The following is a 17,312-nucleotide window of genomic DNA, read 5'->3' on the forward strand; positions in this document are numbered from 1 at the left end:
GCGTGACGCTGCCTCCTGCCGCCTCTGATCTCCGCCCTCGATCCGCATGTCTTCTCCTCCCTCAGCAGCGCCTTAACGCGGCATCCACCAGCCGGTGCGCGGCCCCATATGCATGTTGAGCGTCTTGGTCTCGGTGTAATCCTCGACCGAATGTCGGCCGAGCTCGCGGCCGAGGCCGGACTGGCGGTAACCGCCGAAGGGCAGCTCGGACGCGCCATCCATGAAGGTATTCATCCAGATGGTGCCGGCGCGCACGCGGCGGCCGATCATCAGGCAGGTGTCGAAGTCGCGGCTCCAGACGCCGGCCGAAAGACCGTAGTCGATCGCATTGGCGATGCTGATCGCTTCCTCGGTCGTCTCGAAGGTCAATACCGAAAGAACCGGGCCGAACACTTCCTCGCGCGCCACCGCCATGTCGGGGCGCACGGCCGAGAGGATCGTCGGCGCCATGAACTGACCCATGCCGAGATCGAGGGCCGTGCCGCCATGCGCGACCGCAGCGCCATCCTTGGATGCAGCAGAAACATAGCCGGCAATCTTTTCCAGATGCTGCGGCGTGATGATCGCGCCGACCTGGGTTTCCGGATCCAGCGGATCGCCGACCTTGACCTTGGCCGAAAGCTCGGCGATCCGCCGCGTCACCTCGTCGGCGATATCGCGATGCAGGATCAGACGCGAGCCGGCATTGCAGCATTCGCCGGCATTGAAATAGGCGCCGAAGACGGCCGCATCGATGAATTCGTCGAGATTGGCGTCGGGGAAGACGATCTGCGGGTTCTTGCCGCCGAGTTCCAGCGACACCTTCTTCAGCGTCTGTGCGGCATTGGCCATGGTCAGGCGACCAACGCCGGTCGAACCGGTGAAGGACACCATGTCCACATCCGGATGCGTCGTCATCGGCGCGCCGACCTCCGGCCCCGTGCCGGTGATGATGTTGACGACGCCAGCAGGGACGCCAGCCGCTTCGAGGATTTCGCCGAGCAGCAGCGTCGAAGCCGAGGTCAGTTCGGACGGCTTGACCACCGTGGTGCAGCCCGCCGCCAAGGCGAAGGGCAGCTTCTGGCTGACGATCAGGAACGGGAAGTTCCAGGGCGTGATGATCGAGACGACGCCAATCGCTTCGCGCAGCACGACACCAAGCGTGCCATCGCCGAGCGTGTTGTAGCTTTCGCCATGCAGATCGCGGGCAAGGGCCGCGGCATAGCGCCAGATATCGGCCGCGCCGCCAAGCTCGCCCTTGGCCTGGCTGATCGGCTTGCCGGATTCGATCGCGTCGAGATAGGCGAGTTCATCGGCGCGCTCGGCAATCATATCGGCCGCCCGCAGCAGCACGAGCGAGCGCTGCGAAGCGGTCATGCGCGGCCAGGCGCCTTCGTCGAAAGCACGGCGAGCCGCGGCGATCGCCTTTTCGGCGTCGGCCTTGGTGCCCGCTTGGTAGCGGCTGACGACGACGCCATGGCCCGGCGACACGCGCTCGATCATGCGCCGCTCGGCGCTGTCCACCCATTTGCCGTCGATCAGCATCTGGAAGGCGCGGACCTTGTGGTCGCCAAGCGCCTTGGGTTTCACGAGCACGGTCATTACCATTCTCCCTTGAATTGGGCTTCACGCTTTTCGGAAAAGGCGGCAACGCCTTCCTTGAGATCACCGGTCTTGGCGACGAGGATCGAGCCGAGAGCCTCGACCGCCGAGCCATTGTCTTCGCCATTCGCCGAAGCGATCATCAGTTTCGAGATTTCGAGCGCCGCCGGGCCGCGCTTCGCAACACGCGCCGCGTAGTCGCGGGCGGCGGCAAGGACCGTGCCGGTCTCGACGACGGCATCGACCAAACCTTCCTTGAGCGCAGTCTCGGCAGTGAACATCTCGCCACCCAGCACCATGCGCCGCACGATCTGGGCACCGAAGCGCGAGACCAGGCGCTGCGTGCCCGACCAACCGGGAACCATGCCGAGGCTCGTTTCCGGCAGACCGATCTTGATCTGCGCCTCGGCCAGGCGGATGTCGGCCGCGGCCGCAAGCTCCAGCCCGCCTCCGAGCGCGTGGCCGTTGAGCGCGGCGATCACAGGCATGCGCAACGTCGCCAGCCGCTCGAACACACGATGGCCGAAGCGCACCCAGTCATGACCGAATGCGGGCGCATCCATGCCGCCCCAGGCCTTGATGTCGCCGCCGGCCGAAAACGCCTTGCCCTCACCGGTGAGGATGACAACGCGGATGTTGCGGTCGGCCTCTACCGTATCGCAGGCGGCGGCCAGGGCCTTCAGCATGTCGATGTCGAAGGCGTTGAGCTTTTCCGGGCGGGCGACCGTCATGGTCGCGATCGCGCCTTCTATCTCAATTCGGATGCGCCCCTCAGCCATGGTGGCCTCCGTCGAGCCGACGCTGCGCCTTTTTCGGCAGCTCAAGCCCGATCAGTGCGTCCTGGAAGAGGGCAGCATCCATCGTTTTCAGCTGATTGGACACGATCAGCGGAAACTCCGACTGATCAAGAATATGGGTCTGCAGATCGACGCCCGGCGCGATCTCCGTCAGCATGACGCCCTCAGGCGTCAGCTTCATCACGCAGCGCTCGGTCACATAGGTGATGTCCTGGCCTTGCTCGATGCCGCGACGGCCGGAGAAGGTGACGTGTTCGACCTCGTTGACCAGCTTCTTCAGCTTGCCTTCCTTCTCGATCACCAGCTTGCCATCGCCGATCGAAAGCTTGGCGCCGGCATTGAACATGCCGGAAAAGACGATCTTCTTCGCCCGCGCCGTGATGTCGACGAAGCCGCCGGCGCCGGCCGTCACATGCGGACGGAACGAGAGCTTTGAGACATTGACCGAGCCGTGACGGTCGATCTCGAGGAAGGAGAGCAGCGACGCGTCGAAGCCGGCACCCTGGAAATAGGTGAACTGGTAGGGCGAAGGCATGAAGGCATCAGCGTTCGAGGCGCAGCCGAAAGCGAAATCGAGAAGCGGCACGCCGCCGACGGCGCCCTGCTCGATCACCCAGGTGACCGCGCCATGCAGGCCTTCTTCGAGCAGGATGCGCGGCACGTTGGCCGAGATGCCGAAGCCGAGATTGACGGCGCTGCCGGCTTCCAGTTCCTGCGCCACACGGCGGGCAATGACCTTCTGGATGTTGAATTCCGGCACGCGGAAGCTCTCGAGCGGTCGGAAGATTTCGCCTGAGATCGCCGGATCGTAGAGCGTCTGGGTCGTCTGCTTCTGGTCGGGATCGACGACGACATAATCCACGAGGACGCCCGGCACGCGCACGTCGTGCGGCTTCAACGAGCCTTCCTTGGTGATGCGCTTGACCTGGGCAATGACGATGCCGCCGTTGTTGCGGGCGGCGAGCGCCTGGTCGAGGCCGCCGAGATAGGCGCCCTCGTGTTCATAGGTGAGGTTGCCGCGCTCGTCCGCGGTCGTGGCGCGGATAATGGCCACCTCAGGCGCGATCGCCTTGAAATAGAGCCAGTCCTCGCCCTCGAACGAGACCTTCTTGACCACCGGTTCGGCCGCCGCCGAAGCGTTCATCGCGCAGCCCTCGCGCGATGGGTCGACAAAGGTGTCGAGGCCGACTTTGGTCATCACGCCCGGCCGCTTGGCCGCAGCTTCGCGATGCATGTCGAACAGGATGCCGGACGGGACGTTGTAGGCGGCCACTTCGTTGGCGCCGATCATCTGCCAGATCAGCGGCGGCTCGGCGCTGGACGGACCGGAGGGATAGGAGCCGCCGATGATCTTCTTCAGCAGGCCCTTCTTCGCGATGTAGTCGACACCTTTGATGCCGCTCATGTCGCCGGCGGCGATCGGGTGCAGTGTCGTGAGATCGCGCGGATGACCGGTCGCCTCGAAGCGCTCACCGATCGCCTTCAGCATCAGGTCGGGGCAGCCGAGTCCACTGGACGACGAGACGGAAACCACCGCGCCATCCGGGATCAGGGCGGCCGCTTCGGCCGGCGAGATATGCTTGTTCATCGACATGAGTTCAAAGTCCCGTTTCGATCGCCACCGCCTGGCCGGTCGCAGCCGCCTTGACCACGGCAAGACCCGTCGCCAGCGACCACACGCCGTCTTCACCCGTGGCCGAAGGACGGCCTTCGCCCTTGACTGCGGCGTGGAAGGCGGAAAGTGCGGTTTCGTAGAGGTTGCGATGGTCGAGCGACAGCTCGGTCTCACCATCGGCATTGCGCAGCGTCACGGTTCCGACCGGTCGCTGGGTCATGACCTTGCGGCCGATCAGCGAGCCCTCGGTTCCATGCACCTCGAGGCCGGTATCGGCGAACCTGGTGGTAAAGGCGTCATGGAACTGGGCGATGACGCCGGAGCGGAAGTGCAGCACGCCCATGACGCCGTCTTCCAGGCCTTCCTTGCCCATGCCGGCGCTGTGGCTGATGGCGACCGCTTCGATCGGGTCGTCGTCGAGCACGTAGCGCAGCGTATCGACATCATGCACGGTGATGTCGAGAATGACGCCGCCGCCGGCTTCCGGCCTGTCGAGCCGCCAGCCCTGGAGGTGCGGTGGCAGATAGACGGCATGGAAGACGCGTGCCGCAATCGGCCTGCCGATTCGGCCCGCGGCGATCGCTTCACGCATGGCGCGATGGGGGGCGGCATTGCGCAGATGGTGGTTGGTGGCGAGCACGACGCCCGCCTCACACGCCTTCAGCACCATCTCGCAGCCATCATTGAGATTCATCGCCAGCGGCTTTTCGCAAAGCACGTGTTTGCCGGCAGCGATCGCCGCCAGCGTCTGTTCGCGATGCAATTCGTTGGTGGTCGAGACATAGACCGCATCGACGTCGGGATCACCGACCAGTTCAGCAACTGACGTCACCGACTTCGGAATGCCGTTTTCCTCGGCATAGGCAGCGCCGCGCTCGGCATTGGTGCTCATGACCGAGACGACCTCGCCACCGGCGGCGCGGATCGCGCCAATCACCCATTCGCGCGCAATCGTGCTTGCGCCGATCAGACCCCACCGCGTCATGCCAATGCCTCCCTTTTTCTCTCCACCGCAGCGCCGCAGCTCTGGCGAACGACGAGGCGCACCGAACTGACGATCGCTTCGGGTTCCGCCTTGCCGGCCTTGATCTGCTTCAGCAGCAGTTCGGCGGCCCGCTGACCCATGCCCTGCGGATCGACGGAAACCGTCGTCAGTGCCGGCACGGCGGTCTTTGCCTCGATCACGTCGTCGAAGCCGATGACGGCGAAATCGGCGCCCGGCTCCAGCCGCCGCGCCCGAAGGCCGTCGCAGACGCCGAAGGCGACCGCATCGTTGAAGCAGAGCGCCGCCGTCGGGCGGTCGGCGAGCATCATTGCCTGTTCCACCGCCGTTACCCCGCCGGCGCGCGATGGCGCCGAACCGATGATCAACGCATCGGAGCCTGCAATACCGGCCTCGATGAGAGCATCGCGGTAGCCGCGCATGCGCGCCTCGAAGACGGCAGTATCGGGAAAGCCGCCGAGAAAGGCGATGCGCTGGTGGCCACGCTCGATCAGGTGACGCACGGCCGCCATGGCACCGGCGTGATTGTCGGATATCAATGAAGAAACGTCGGCGCCGGCAATGTCGCGCACGACAAGCACGACGGGAATGCCGCTATCGACCAGAGGCGCGAGATCGGCAACTTCCGTGCCGCGCGCCGGAGAGACGATCAGGCCGGAGACGCCGTGCTCACGCATCGACGCCACCACTTCGCGCTGACGCTCGATCTTTTCACCGGTGTTGGCAAGGAACTGCACGAAGCCAGCCGACTGCACGACGGCATCGACACCGACGGCCAGCTCCGCAAAGAAGCTGTTGGTGAGATCGTTGACGACGATGCCGATGATCTTGGACTTCGCCTGGCGAAGATTGGCAGCTCCACGGTTGTAGACGTAGCCGAGATCGCGGATCGCGGCATTCACCTTGGCGCGCGTCGCCTCGTTGACGAGCGAGCTGCCCTGCAGAACGAGCGACACGGTCGACTTGGACACGTCGGCGGCGTGCGCAATATCGATGACCGTCACCCTTTCCTTGACCACAGCATCCTCCCGAATTCTCGTACCTGCTTTTCTCTTTCATAATTGGAACGTTCCAATTTCGTCAAGAGATGATTGATCACTTTTTTCTGGACCAACGACTCTTCTAGCGATCAATCGGCATTAAATGCCAGTGATACTGGCGCCTTCCTGATGACATAAATCCATACAAAACAACGATGTAATCACACGTGAGCCGCTACCGATAACACTGTTGGCGAATTCCCAAAAACAATGCCACTTGCCATTTGGAACGATCCAAAGTATTTCAACACAAACTTCCGCGGAGGAGACCTACCCCGATGACAAGCCTGACGCTGCCGCACCAAGACGGCTCGCTCGAACACTACCGCCTGACGGGAACCCCGATCGAACGGCCGCAGACGCCGCCGACCTTCAACCGCATCGCCTATGCGGCCGCCCATGTGGTCTCGGATCCTCTCCGGGATCTCGATCCCTGGGGCAATCCGGCGATCGACTGGGGGGCGACGATGGCGTTTCGCCACCATCTCTGGAGCCTTGGCTTCAAGATCGCCGAGGCGATGGACACCGCCCAACGCGGTATGGGCCTTGCCTGGCCGGGCGCGCAGGAACTGATCCGCCGCTCGCTTGCGGACGCGCGGCAGGTTCCGGGCGCCGATCTTGCCTGCGGTGCCGGCACCGACCACCTGGCGCCGACCGATGCGCGATCGCTGGACGACGTGATTGCCGCCTACGAAGAGCAGGTCGGCTTCGTCGAAGGCGAGGGGGGCAGGGCGATCATGATGGCAAGCCGCGCACTCGCCCGCGTTGCCCGCTCCGCCGACGACTATCGCCATGTCTATGGGCGCATCCTCGGCCAGACCCGACACAAGGTCGTGCTGCACTGGCTCGGCGACATGTTCGACCCGCAACTTCGGGGTTACTGGGGCTCTGAGGACTTCGACCAGGCGCTCGATACCGTGCTCTCGATCATCGAAGCCAACCGCGACAAGGTCGAAGGCATCAAGATCTCGCTGCTCGACAACGCCAGGGAAGTGGCGCTACGCAACCGCCTGCCGGACGGCGTGCTCTGCTTTACCGGCGACGATTTCAACTATGCGGAACTGATCGAAGGCGACGGCACGAAGTTTAGCCACGCCCTGCTCGGCATTTTCGATGCGGTGGCACCCTCCGCCTCCAAGGCGCTCGCAGCACTCGCCAAGAGTGACCTCGCCACCTTCCGCGGCGTGATCGAGCCGACCGTGCCGTTGTCACGCAAGATCTTCGAGGCGCCTACGCAATACTACAAGGCCGGGGTCGTTTTCCTTGCCTGGCTGAACGGGCACCAGCGCCACTTCACCATGCCCGCCGGCATGCAGTCCGCCCGCGGGGCGCTGCACTATGCCGACATCTTCCGTCTCGCCGACCGCGCCAATGTGCTCGACCGGCCGGAACTGGCGGCGCAACGGATGCAAAGCCTGCTATCGACATTTGGCGTCGAGCAGAGCGCTTGAGCAGAATGCTAAAACGGCGCCCGAGGGCGCCGTTCCAATATCCAGCCAACCGGGCAGGTTTCAGGACACCTCAGGCCGCCAGGCCCTTCTTTGCCAGCATCGCATCCGGGCTCGGCAGCTTGCCGCGGAACGCCTTGTAAGCATCCTCCGGATCGATCGAGCCGCCGACCGAATAGATATTGTCCTTGAGGCGGGCGGCCATCGCCGGATCGAAGGCATTGCCGGTTTCCTCGAAGGCCGCGAAGGCGTCGGCGTCGAGCACTTCCGACCACATGTAGGAATAGTAGCCTGCCGAATAGCCGTCGCCCGAGAAGACGTGCAGGAAATGTGGGCTGCGGTGGCGCATGACGATGGATTTCGGCATGCCGATCTCATCGAGCTTCTTTGCTTCGAGCGCCATCGGCTCCGCCGTCTCCTCGGCCGTGTGGTAGGCCATGTCGACCAGAGCAGAAGAAGTGAACTCGACGGTGGCGAAGCCGGAGTTAAACGTCCGGGCGGCGAGCACCTTGTCAAGCAGCGCCTGCGGCATCGGCTCGCCGGTCTGGTAATGCACTGCGTAGCGCTTGAGGATCTCCGGCACCGTCAGCCAATGTTCGTAGAGCTGCGACGGCAGCTCGACGAAATCGCGCGACACACCGGTACCCGAAACGGACGGATAGGTGACGTTGGATAGCATGCCATGCAAGGCATGGCCAAACTCGTGGAAGAGCGTGCGGGCATCGTCGAGCGACAGCAGTGCCGGCTTGCCCTCGGCGGGTTTGGCAAAATTGCAGACGTTATAAATGATCGGCAGTTCGCCTTCGGCGCCGTTCTTCAGTTTCAGCTTGTGCTGCGACTGGAACGAGCTCATCCAGGCGCCGGAACGCTTCGACGACCGGGCGAAATAATCGCCGAGGAAGAGGGCCACCAGCTTGCCGGACGCGTCCTTGATCTCGAAGACCCGCACGTCAGGATGATAGGCGGCGATGCCTTTCTTCTCCGTCGCGGTGATGCCGAACAGGCGCTTGGCAACGTCGAAGCAAGCTTCGATGATCTTTTCGAGCTGCAGGTAAGGCTTGAGTTCGCCTTCGGAGAAATTGAACTTCTCGGCCCGGAGCTTTTCGGCATAATGGCGCCAGTCCCAAGGCATGACGTCGTGATTGCGACCCTCGCCGGCAACGAGCCGGGCAAGCTCCGCCTCTTCCTCGTGGGCGCGGGCAACGGCCTTTTCCCAGACCTGCATCAGGAGACCGTTCACTGCGGCCGGCGTCTTCGCCATGGTGTCGTCGAGCTTCAGCGACGCGAAGTTTTCATAGCCGAGCAGCTTCGCCTTTTCCGCGCGCAGCGCCAGCATCTCGGCGATCAGCCCGCGATTGTCGGTGTCGCCGCCGTTTTCGCCTCGCGCGACCCAGGCGCGGAAGGCCTGTTCACGGAGCTCGCGATTTTCCGAGAAGGTCAGGAACGGTTCGATGATCGAGCGCGACAGGGTAACCGCGTATTTTCCCTTCTGGCCACGGTCCTCGGCCACTGCCGCCATGGCGTCGCGAAGGAAGTCCGGCACACCGGCGAGCTGTTCCTCGCTTTCGAGGAACAGAACCCAGTTCTTCTCGTCGGCAAGCACGTTCTGCCCGAACTTCGCGCCGATGCCGGCGAGCTTTTCGTTGATCGCGGCCAGCCGCTCCTGCTCGGGCTTAGCGAGCTTGGCGCCGGATTTGACGAAACCCTTCCAGTGCCGCTCGAGCACACGGGTCGCTTCAAGATCGAGTCCCAGGGACTGGCGGCCTTCCCACAGCGTGTCGATGCGCTTGAACAGCGCGGCATTCATGCCGATCTTGGAATAGTGCCGCGACATCTTCGGGGCGATATCGCGCTCCAGCGCCTGAACCGTTTCGTTCGTGTCGGCCCCGGCCTTATTCCAGAAGATGGAGGACACGCGCGAAAGTGCATCGCCGGCGATTTCGAGAGCAACGATAGTGTTTCCGAAGGTCGGAGCGGCGGAATTATCGGCAATCGCGTCAATCTCCGCTTCGTGCTCCCGGAAGGCCGCTTCGAACGCCGGCGCGAAATCCTCGTCCTTTACCAGATCGAAACGCGGCAGGCCCTCGTGGCCTGTCCATGACGTGAGCGCGGGATTGAGCGGGGTGCTGGTGGTCATCAGAAATCCTTTCGCATGCGGTCCGGCTTAGGTCCGGGGAGGGGGCCGGCTACCTCCGACATGAGGAAGCGGCGAACATGAAGGTGGTTGCCGGTAGGGATACCGTCAAGGTTTGCGCAGCCCGAGAAGTCCCGGCGCGGCGTGCCAGACGGCTTGAGCGGCGAAGCCCATGAACAGGAGACCGGAGAGCCTGACGATTGCCAATTCGTGGTGTCGGTAGAAACGCCGCACCACAGAGGTGCCGATGATGACGATCAGGATCAGGTCGGCAACGAGAAAGCCGATGAGCGAGACGCCAAGCAGCGCCGGAAGCGCGTTGAACTCAAGCGCGTTCGCCGAGCTGGCAAGCAGCGCCGTGAAGGTTGCAAGCGCCACCGGATATCCCTTGGGATTGGTGAGCCCAAAGATCAGGCCGCGCCGCAGCGGACGCTCGACGGTCAGAAGTGCCCGGTTCTCGCCCGCCGGCCTCGCACGAAGTGCCGTCCAGCCGATCCAGCCGAGATAGGCACCGCAGAACAGCCCGAGAATATCGAAGATCGTGGTGCCGACCGAGCGCGCGCCAACGATGGCAACCAGCGCCAGGGTCGACCAGAGAACGTCACCCGCCAGGTGCCCGCCCATGAACAAGGCGCCTGCCTTGCGCCCCTGGCCGGCGCCGATGCCGAGCAACGCCAGAAACGCCGGTCCGGGAATGAGGACATAGGAAAGGGCGGCGAGAAAGGCTCCGATCAGCAGCGTCTCGGACATGGCGGGTTCCCGGTTGTGTTGCCCGCATTCGATCCGGAGGCACCGATTCAGTCAAGAGGAAAGCTAAGCCAGCTATATGACGACGCAGGTGACCGCTTGCCAGCAAAGGTTAAATTCTTGGCCGTGGCGCGGATATGTGTGGCGACTGCATGGACGAACTTGCGCATGTTTTTCTCCTCGGAGAATCGATGGCCGGGCAAGATGCGCGGCCTCGAAAAGAGCATCCCACTTCCTCGGTAGAGCAGCTGTTCCGCCGGGAACGTGCCGCTCGCAGCCGCGCACAAATCTTTCGTCGCGGCGATTTCCCTCGACACGAAGTTGCGCTAGAACGCGGCCGAGTTTTCCCCCGCGAGAAGGACTATCCATGACTGTGCGCACCCTCTTCCTTCTGCCCGGCGACGGCATCGGCCCGGAAGCCATGGCGGAAGTCCGCAAAATCATCGCCTACATGAATGCCGAGCTTTCAGCCGGCTTCGTGACCGACGAGGGCCTGGTCGGCGGTTCGGCCTATGACGCCCATGGCCAGGCGATCTCGGAAGCGGACATGAAGAAGGCGCTGGCCGCCGATGCGGTGCTGTTTGGCGCCGTCGGCGGCCCGAAGTGGGATGCGGTGCCCTACGAGGTGCGTCCGGAAGCCGGCCTGCTGCGCCTGCGCAAGGATCTCGAGCTGTTCGCCAACCTGCGCCCGGCGATCTGCTACCCGGCGCTGGCTGCCGCCTCGTCGCTGAAACCGGAGCTCGTCGAAGGCCTCGACATCCTGATCGTGCGCGAACTGACCGGCGGCGTCTATTTCGGCGAGCCGAAGGAAATCATCGATCTCGGCAACGGCCAGAAGCGCGGCATCGACACCCAGGTCTACGACACCTACGAGATCGAGCGCATCGCCGGCGTCGCCTTCGAGCTGGCGCGCACGCGGCAGAACCGCGTCTGCTCGATGGAAAAGCGCAACGTCATGAAGTCGGGTGTGCTCTGGAACCAGGTGGTGACCGAGACGCACAAGGCGAAATATGCCGACGTCCAGCTCGAGCACATGCTGGCCGACGCCGGCGGCATGCAGCTGGTGCGCCAGCCCAAGCAGTTCGACGTCATCGTCACCGACAACCTGTTCGGCGACATGCTGTCGGACGTGGCAGCGATGCTCACCGGTTCGCTCGGCATGCTGCCGTCGGCCTCGCTCGGCGCCCCGGATGCGGTGACCGGCAAGCGCAAGGCGCTCTACGAGCCGGTGCACGGCTCGGCCCCCGACATTGCCGGCAAGGGCATCGCCAACCCGATCGCGATGATCGCCTCCTTTGCCATGTGCCTGCGCTATTCCTTCAACCTGGTGACGGAAGCCGACAATCTGGAAAAGGCGATCGCCGCCGTGCTCGATCAGGGCATCCGCACCGGCGACATCATGGCCGAGGGTGCGAAGAAGGTCGGCACGACGGAAATGGGCGACGCCATCCTCGCCGCGTTCAAGGCGCTGTCGGCCTGAGCCACCAACGATTCCAGTCGGCGTGATCTGACGCCGACCTGCAGGCAAGAACAGACACCTCCGGAGCGCATCCGGAGGTGTTTTGCGTCGCACGGCCTTGAATTTGCCGAAAGAACCGACACATCGGGGAACTAGACGCCATGAGAAGAACGAACGCGGCGCAGACATGCGACGCGGCGGCAGGACGGAGATTCATGAACGGACCACTTGCGACCACCGGATGGATTGCACTGACTACTTTCGTCCTCGTGCTCGCACTCATTCCATTGGATCCATATCTGTCGCAAAGCGCGCAGGCGCTGCCGGAAAGCATCGTCGATTTCAATCGGATGATCACGGACTTCGGGACGTTCGCCTGGATGATCTACCTTTCAGCTGGGCTCCTGGCAGCGACGTTCATCCTGCGTCGCGCGGCAAACCAGGGGCCGCTTCAGCGCAGGGCAAGTGCCGCCCGCGATCTTGCGGCCTATTTCCTCCTGACGATCGGCACAGCCAGCGCGCTGGTCCACACACTGAAAATTATCGTCGGCCGGGCCCGGCCGGAACTCTTCACCGAGCTCGGCGCCTACAGCCTGACGCCGTTTGCCAACAGCGGTCTGTACGAAAGTTTCCCCTCCGGCCATTCGACCGCGGCCGGCGCCTTCTTCGGTGTCTTCGCCATGCTGATGCCGAAGCTGAGGCCACTCTTTCTGATCCTGGCGCTGACGATCGGCGTTTCCCGCGTCATCGTCGGCGCACACTACCCAAGCGACGTCGCTGCCGGGCTGCTGCTCGGTCTCTGGACATCCGTGATGGTGGCGTTTCTCTTCGCGCGGCAGAACCGGCTGTTTCATCTGAGCGAGGGTGGATGGCCGCTCGTGGGGCGCAGCGATCCACGCCCATAAAAAAGCCGGCGCGGAAGGCCGCGCCGGAGTCAGGAGAGCCATAGTAGCTCGGGGAAGATTTGGTGCGCTCCCGGGAAATGGTTCTCCCGGGAGCGCGTGACTGCAGACTTAGTCCATCGCGTGAATGTCGCGGTCCTTCGTTTCCGGCAGGAACAGGAGGCCGATGACCAGCGTGATGCCTGCGAAGACGATCGGGTACCAAAGGCCGTAGTAGATATCGCCCTGGGCCGCGCTCATCGCGAAGGCCGTTGCCGGAAGCAGGCCACCGAACCAGCCGTTGCCGATGTGGTAGGGCAGCGACATGCCGGTGTAGCGGATGCGGGTCGGGAAGAGTTCGACCAGCAGCGCAGCGATCGGGCCGTAGACCATGGTCACGTAGATGACGAGCACGGTCAGAACGGCGATGATCGTCGTCCAGTTGACATTGGCGGGATCCGCCACCATCGCGTAGGTGCCGCCGCCGGCGATCGTGTAGACGGCCATTTCGGTGGCAGTGCCGACTTCATCCTTCGTCAACAGCTTGTCGGCGACGAGCTTGTCGGCCGGAACCATGGTCTTCTCGCCGCCGCGAACGGCAGCCGGATCAAGCGCCAGTTCCGGGTTGGCGGCGACAAAGCCGTCAAGCTTGGATTCCGGAACCTTTGCCGCACCACGAACCAGCGGGTAGCCGGCATTGTGAAGCGCCGTGTTGGTTTGCTTTTCGAAGGCGGCATTGGCAGCCTTGGCGCCATCGCCTGCGGCGACCGCGTCGTAGCTGTTGATCGTGGTTTCGCCGACCTTGACCGTTGCGGCCGTACCCGCGGCGGCCGTCGTTACCACGTCGTAGGGCACCGAGTTCTTGGTGAGGAATGCGGTTGCGATGTCGCACGAGGTGGTGAACTTCGCCGTGCCCGTCGGGTTGAACTGGAATTTGCAATCGCCGGGGGCCGCGGTCACCGTCGCGCGGACGGTTGCCTGGGCTTGAGCGAGTGCCGGGTTACCGGCCCAGGTCAGCGCCTTGAACAGCGGGAAGTAGGTGAGCATGGCAAGCAGCAGGCCGGCCATGATGATCGGCTTGCGGCCGATCTTGTCGGAGAGCCAGCCGAAGAGCACGAAGAAGCCCGTACCGATCAAGAGCGAAGCGGCGACCATGATATTTGCCGACTGGCCGTCCACCTTGAGCACGCCCGTCAGGAAGAACAGCGCGTAGAACTGACCGGAGTACCAGACGACGGCCTGGCCGACGACGGCACCAAACAGTGCCAGAAGCGCGATCTTGGCATTCTTCCACTGGCCGAAAGCTTCCGACAACGGTGCCTTGGAGCCCTTGCCCTCTTCCTTCATCTTCTTGAAGGCCGGCGATTCGTTCATCTTCAGGCGGATCCAGACGGAAACGCCGAGAAGCACGACGGAGACGAGGAACGGAATGCGCCAACCCCAGGCAGCAAAGGCTTCCTTGCCGACCAGGAACTGGACGAGGAGGATCACCACCAACGACAGGAACAGACCGAGCGTCGCTGTCGTCTGGATCCAGGAGGTGAAGTAACCGCGGCGCCCGTGCGGCGCATGCTCGGCCACATAAGTGGCGGCACCGCCATATTCACCGCCGAGCGCCAGACCCTGCAGCATGCGCAGCGCGATCAGCAGGATCGGTGCGGCAATGCCGATCGAGGCAGCGCCGGGCAGGATGCCGACCAGGAAGGTCGACAGACCCATGATCAGGATCGTCACGAGGAAGGTGTACTTGCGGCCGACGAGGTCACCGAGGCGACCGAAGACCAGGGCGCCGAACGGGCGAACGAGGAAGCCCGCGGCAAAGGCCAGAAGCGCGAAAATGTTACGCGTCGTTTCCGGATAGGAACTGAAGAAGGTCGCGCCGATATAGACGGCAAGCGAGCCGTAAAGATAGAAATCGTACCATTCGAACACGGTACCAAGCGACGAGGCGAAGATGACCTTCTTCTCCTCGCCGGTCATTGGACGCGTTTTTGCGTCGTCCACTGTCGCGACATTTGCCATTTCGTTTATCCTCCACTCCAAAACAGCTTGTTGGAGCGCCCATTGGCTGGTCCGGCATTCCTCCCTAGAACCGCCGGACGTGGTGCGCCTGTTGAAGAGGATGTCAGAAAACCTGCGGCGCAGGCAGAGATGCTTTCGGCTTATGACTTTCGTCTAATGCGGCGATCGACCGCGGACCACGCCGGGGAAGCCACCACGATGCAGCGGCGTCTTGACTCTTCCCCAAAACCGCGTAAGAGCAGCGACGAACGAGGAAATCACCACCATGCGACCGATCGGTCCAGCCATCGCTGCTTTGATCCTGCCGGCTCTTGCCGCGGGGCAGGATGTCGATTTTTCGTTCGCTTGCAAAACAACGGCCAAAACGACGACGAAAACCGTCTGACGTCTCTGGCCCTCCGCTCTCTCCCCGGTAAGGCCGGGGACCGGAACCTTCGTGGCAACGCGCGCGGTTCCCCCTCCACCCGACGAGGAGAGACAGAAAGAGAGCTTAGATCATGGGTTTCAAGATTGCAGTCGCAGGCGCCACCGGCAATGTCGGCCGGGAGATGCTGAACATCCTTTCCGAACGCGGCTTTCCCGCGGATGAAGTGGTCGCGCTTGCTTCCGCCCGCTCCCAGGGCACGGAAGTTTCCTTTGGCGACAAGACCCTCAAGGTCAGGAACCTCGAAAACTACGATTTTTCCGATACCGATATCTGCCTGATGTCGGCCGGCGGCGCTGTTTCTCTCAAGTATTCGCCGAAGATCGGCCAGCAGGGCTGCGTCGTCATCGACAACTCTTCGGCCTGGCGCTACGACGCCGAAGTGCCGCTGATCGTGCCGGAAGTGAACCCGGACGCGATCTCGCTCTTCACCAAGAAGAACATCATCGCCAACCCGAATTGCTCGACGGCCCAGCTCGTCGTGGCGCTGAAGCCGCTGCACGACCATGCCAAGATCAAGCGCGTCGTCGTCTCGACCTACCAGTCGGTTTCCGGCGCCGGCAAGGACGGCATGGACGAACTCTTCAACCAGACCCGCGCCGTCTTCGTCGCTGATCCGATCGAATCGAAGAAGTTCACCAAGCGCATCGCCTTCAACGTCATCCCGCACATCGACGTGTTCATGGAAGACGGCTACACGAAGGAAGAGTGGAAGGTCCTGGCCGAAACCAAGAAGATGCTCGATCCGAAGATCAAGGTGACCTGCACGGCTGTGCGCGTTCCCGTCTTCATCGGCCATTCGGAATCGGTCAACATCGAGTTCGAGAACGAGATCACCGCAGACGAGGCCCGCGACATCCTGCGCGAAGCACCGGGTTGCCTGGTCGTCGACAAGCACGAAAACGGTGGCTACGTCACGCCTTACGAATGCGCCGGCGAAGATGCGACCTACATCTCGCGCATCCGCGAGGACGCAACCGTCGAAAACGGTCTCAACATCTGGGTCGTTTCCGACAACCTGCGCAAGGGTGCGGCACTCAACGCGATCCAGATTGCCGAGCTCCTGGTCAACCGCGGTCTCATCAAGCCGCGTAAGCAGGCCGCCTGAAACGGCAATTGAGCAATTCGTTCCCGCCGAGCCCATCCGGGCTTGGCGGGTTTCCTGTTTCACAATCGCGGGTCGTTTCGCCCCGGCTTCACGTGAAACCACGAAAAAGTTACCGCCGCTTCCGGCAGGTGACATGGCCGGCCAAGGCTGGCATTTTTGAAAGCAATGAGATTCGGGCTATGACGGGGTATTTCATGCACAGGGCAAAGTGCGTAGCGGTGGGGCTTGCTGCCCTGGTTTCGACTGTGGTTTTTCCGGCGGTGGCCTCCGCCGCCCAATGCGGCAACGACGGAAGCGGATTTGCGGCCTGGGTGCAGAATTTCAAGCAGGAAGCCTCCGGCAGCGGCATCAGCCCTGCGGTGCTCGACCGCGCCCTTTCCAGCGTCTCCTACAACAAGGCGACGATCCGCGCCGACCGCGGCCAGAAGAGCTTCAAGCTGTCGCTCGACCAGTTCATGCAGAAGCGCGGCGGTCAGACGATCATTTCCCGCGGCAAGAAGATGAAGCAGCAGAATGCGGCGCTCTTCACCAGCATTGAACGCCGCTTCGGCGTGCCTGCCGGCCCGCTGATCGCTATCTGGGGCATGGAAACGGGCTTTGGCGGCTTCATGGGCAAGGAGCATACGCTCTCGGCCGTTTCGACGCTCGCCTATGACTGCCGCCGCTCGGACTATTTCACCGACCAGCTCTATGCCGCCCTGCAGCTCGTACAGCGCGGTGACCTGAGCCCCGATGCGCGCGGTGCTGCCCACGGCGAGATCGGGCAGACCCAGTTCCTGCCGGCCAACGTCCTGAAATACGGCGTCGATGGCGACGGCAACGGCCACATCGACATGGTTCGCTCCAAGGCCGACGCGCTGGCCTCGACCGCCAACTTCCTGCGCGGCCATGGCTGGCAGCCTGGCGCCGGCTATCAGCCCGGCCAGGCGAACTTCGGCGCGATCCAGGGCTGGAACGCGGCAACCGTCTACCAGCAGGCAATCGCCATCATCGGCGCCGAGATCGACGGCCTCTGATCGAACCCAATTCGCGCATCTCTCCGGATGCACGATG

13 protein-coding genes are annotated in these 17,312 nt (G+C 63.2%); 5 read left to right on the top strand and 8 right to left on the bottom strand.

Annotated elements, in window-relative coordinates; genetic code table 11:
- Positions 1–72: 72 nt before the first annotated feature.
- The 5 genes from AC3WWH_RS11920 to AC3WWH_RS11940 are packed head-to-tail and all read right to left on the bottom strand — an operon-like array spanning position 73 to position 6,015.
- The gene (locus AC3WWH_RS11920) at positions 73–1,581 is read right to left on the bottom strand and encodes an aldehyde dehydrogenase family protein (RefSeq protein WP_058321645.1); all 1,509 of its coding nucleotides are present in this window, start codon (positions 1,579–1,581) and stop codon (positions 73–75) included.
- Entirely contained in the window at positions 1,581–2,360 is a 780-nt protein-coding gene (locus AC3WWH_RS11925) for an enoyl-CoA hydratase/isomerase family protein (RefSeq protein ID WP_057254847.1), read from the bottom strand. Before AC3WWH_RS11925 ends, AC3WWH_RS11920 begins: the two co-directional genes overlap by 1 nt.
- On the bottom strand, positions 2,353–3,972 hold the full coding sequence (locus AC3WWH_RS11930; protein WP_082640734.1) for an acyl CoA:acetate/3-ketoacid CoA transferase: 1,620 nt from the start codon (positions 3,970–3,972) through the stop codon (positions 2,353–2,355). Before AC3WWH_RS11930 ends, AC3WWH_RS11925 begins: the two co-directional genes overlap by 8 nt.
- Positions 3,973–3,976: 4 nt before the next feature.
- Complete coding sequence (locus tag AC3WWH_RS11935; RefSeq protein ID WP_058321644.1) at positions 3,977–4,978, bottom strand: Gfo/Idh/MocA family protein; 1,002 nt, start codon at positions 4,976–4,978, stop codon at positions 3,977–3,979.
- A complete protein-coding gene (locus AC3WWH_RS11940; RefSeq protein WP_058321643.1) occupies positions 4,975–6,015 on the bottom strand; it encodes a LacI family DNA-binding transcriptional regulator in 1,041 nt (346 codons plus the stop codon). Before AC3WWH_RS11940 ends, AC3WWH_RS11935 begins: the two co-directional genes overlap by 4 nt.
- Positions 6,016–6,314: 299 nt before the next feature.
- On the opposite strand from AC3WWH_RS11940, the gene AC3WWH_RS11945 reads away from it, so the two are divergent.
- The gene (locus tag AC3WWH_RS11945) at positions 6,315–7,487 is read left to right on the top strand and encodes a dihydrodipicolinate synthase family protein (RefSeq protein ID WP_057254844.1); all 1,173 of its coding nucleotides are present in this window, start codon (positions 6,315–6,317) and stop codon (positions 7,485–7,487) included.
- Positions 7,488–7,557: 70 nt separating this feature from the next.
- Here the strand turns inward: AC3WWH_RS11945 and AC3WWH_RS11950 are convergent, their stop codons facing one another.
- Complete coding sequence (locus AC3WWH_RS11950; RefSeq protein ID WP_058321642.1) at positions 7,558–9,621, bottom strand: M3 family metallopeptidase; 2,064 nt, start codon at positions 9,619–9,621, stop codon at positions 7,558–7,560.
- A gap of 105 nt (positions 9,622–9,726) precedes the next feature.
- Positions 9,727–10,368, bottom strand: a complete 642-nt coding sequence (locus AC3WWH_RS11955; RefSeq protein ID WP_058321641.1) for a LysE family translocator — start codon at positions 10,366–10,368, stop codon at positions 9,727–9,729.
- A 364-nt stretch (positions 10,369–10,732) separates the two neighbouring features.
- Here AC3WWH_RS11955 and leuB point away from each other — a divergent pair, with 364 nt between their 5' ends.
- Positions 10,733–11,845 (top strand): 3-isopropylmalate dehydrogenase, encoded by a 1,113-nt coding sequence (gene leuB / locus AC3WWH_RS11960; RefSeq protein ID WP_058321639.1) that lies wholly within the window; start codon positions 10,733–10,735, stop codon positions 11,843–11,845.
- Between the two features lie 194 nt (positions 11,846–12,039).
- Positions 12,040–12,729, top strand: a complete 690-nt coding sequence (locus AC3WWH_RS11965) for a phosphatase PAP2 family protein (RefSeq protein WP_057251994.1) — start codon at positions 12,040–12,042, stop codon at positions 12,727–12,729.
- 108 nt (positions 12,730–12,837) lie between these two features.
- Here AC3WWH_RS11965 and AC3WWH_RS11970 read toward each other — a convergent pair whose 3' ends face one another.
- The gene (locus AC3WWH_RS11970) at positions 12,838–14,727 is read right to left on the bottom strand and encodes an MFS transporter (protein ID WP_057251995.1); all 1,890 of its coding nucleotides are present in this window, start codon (positions 14,725–14,727) and stop codon (positions 12,838–12,840) included.
- A gap of 497 nt (positions 14,728–15,224) precedes the next feature.
- Between AC3WWH_RS11970 and AC3WWH_RS11975 the strand changes: the two genes are divergently transcribed.
- Both AC3WWH_RS11975 and AC3WWH_RS11980 read left to right on the top strand, forming a co-directional pair.
- Positions 15,225–16,259, top strand: a complete 1,035-nt coding sequence (locus tag AC3WWH_RS11975) for an aspartate-semialdehyde dehydrogenase (RefSeq protein ID WP_057251996.1) — start codon at positions 15,225–15,227, stop codon at positions 16,257–16,259.
- Positions 16,260–16,453: 194 nt separating this feature from the next.
- A complete protein-coding gene (locus AC3WWH_RS11980; RefSeq protein WP_057252121.1) occupies positions 16,454–17,275 on the top strand; it encodes a lytic murein transglycosylase in 822 nt (273 codons plus the stop codon).
- The last annotated feature ends 37 nt before the right edge of the window (positions 17,276–17,312 follow it).

The sequence above is a fragment of the Ensifer sp. EB106-03-01-XG145 genome (assembly GCF_058792075.1).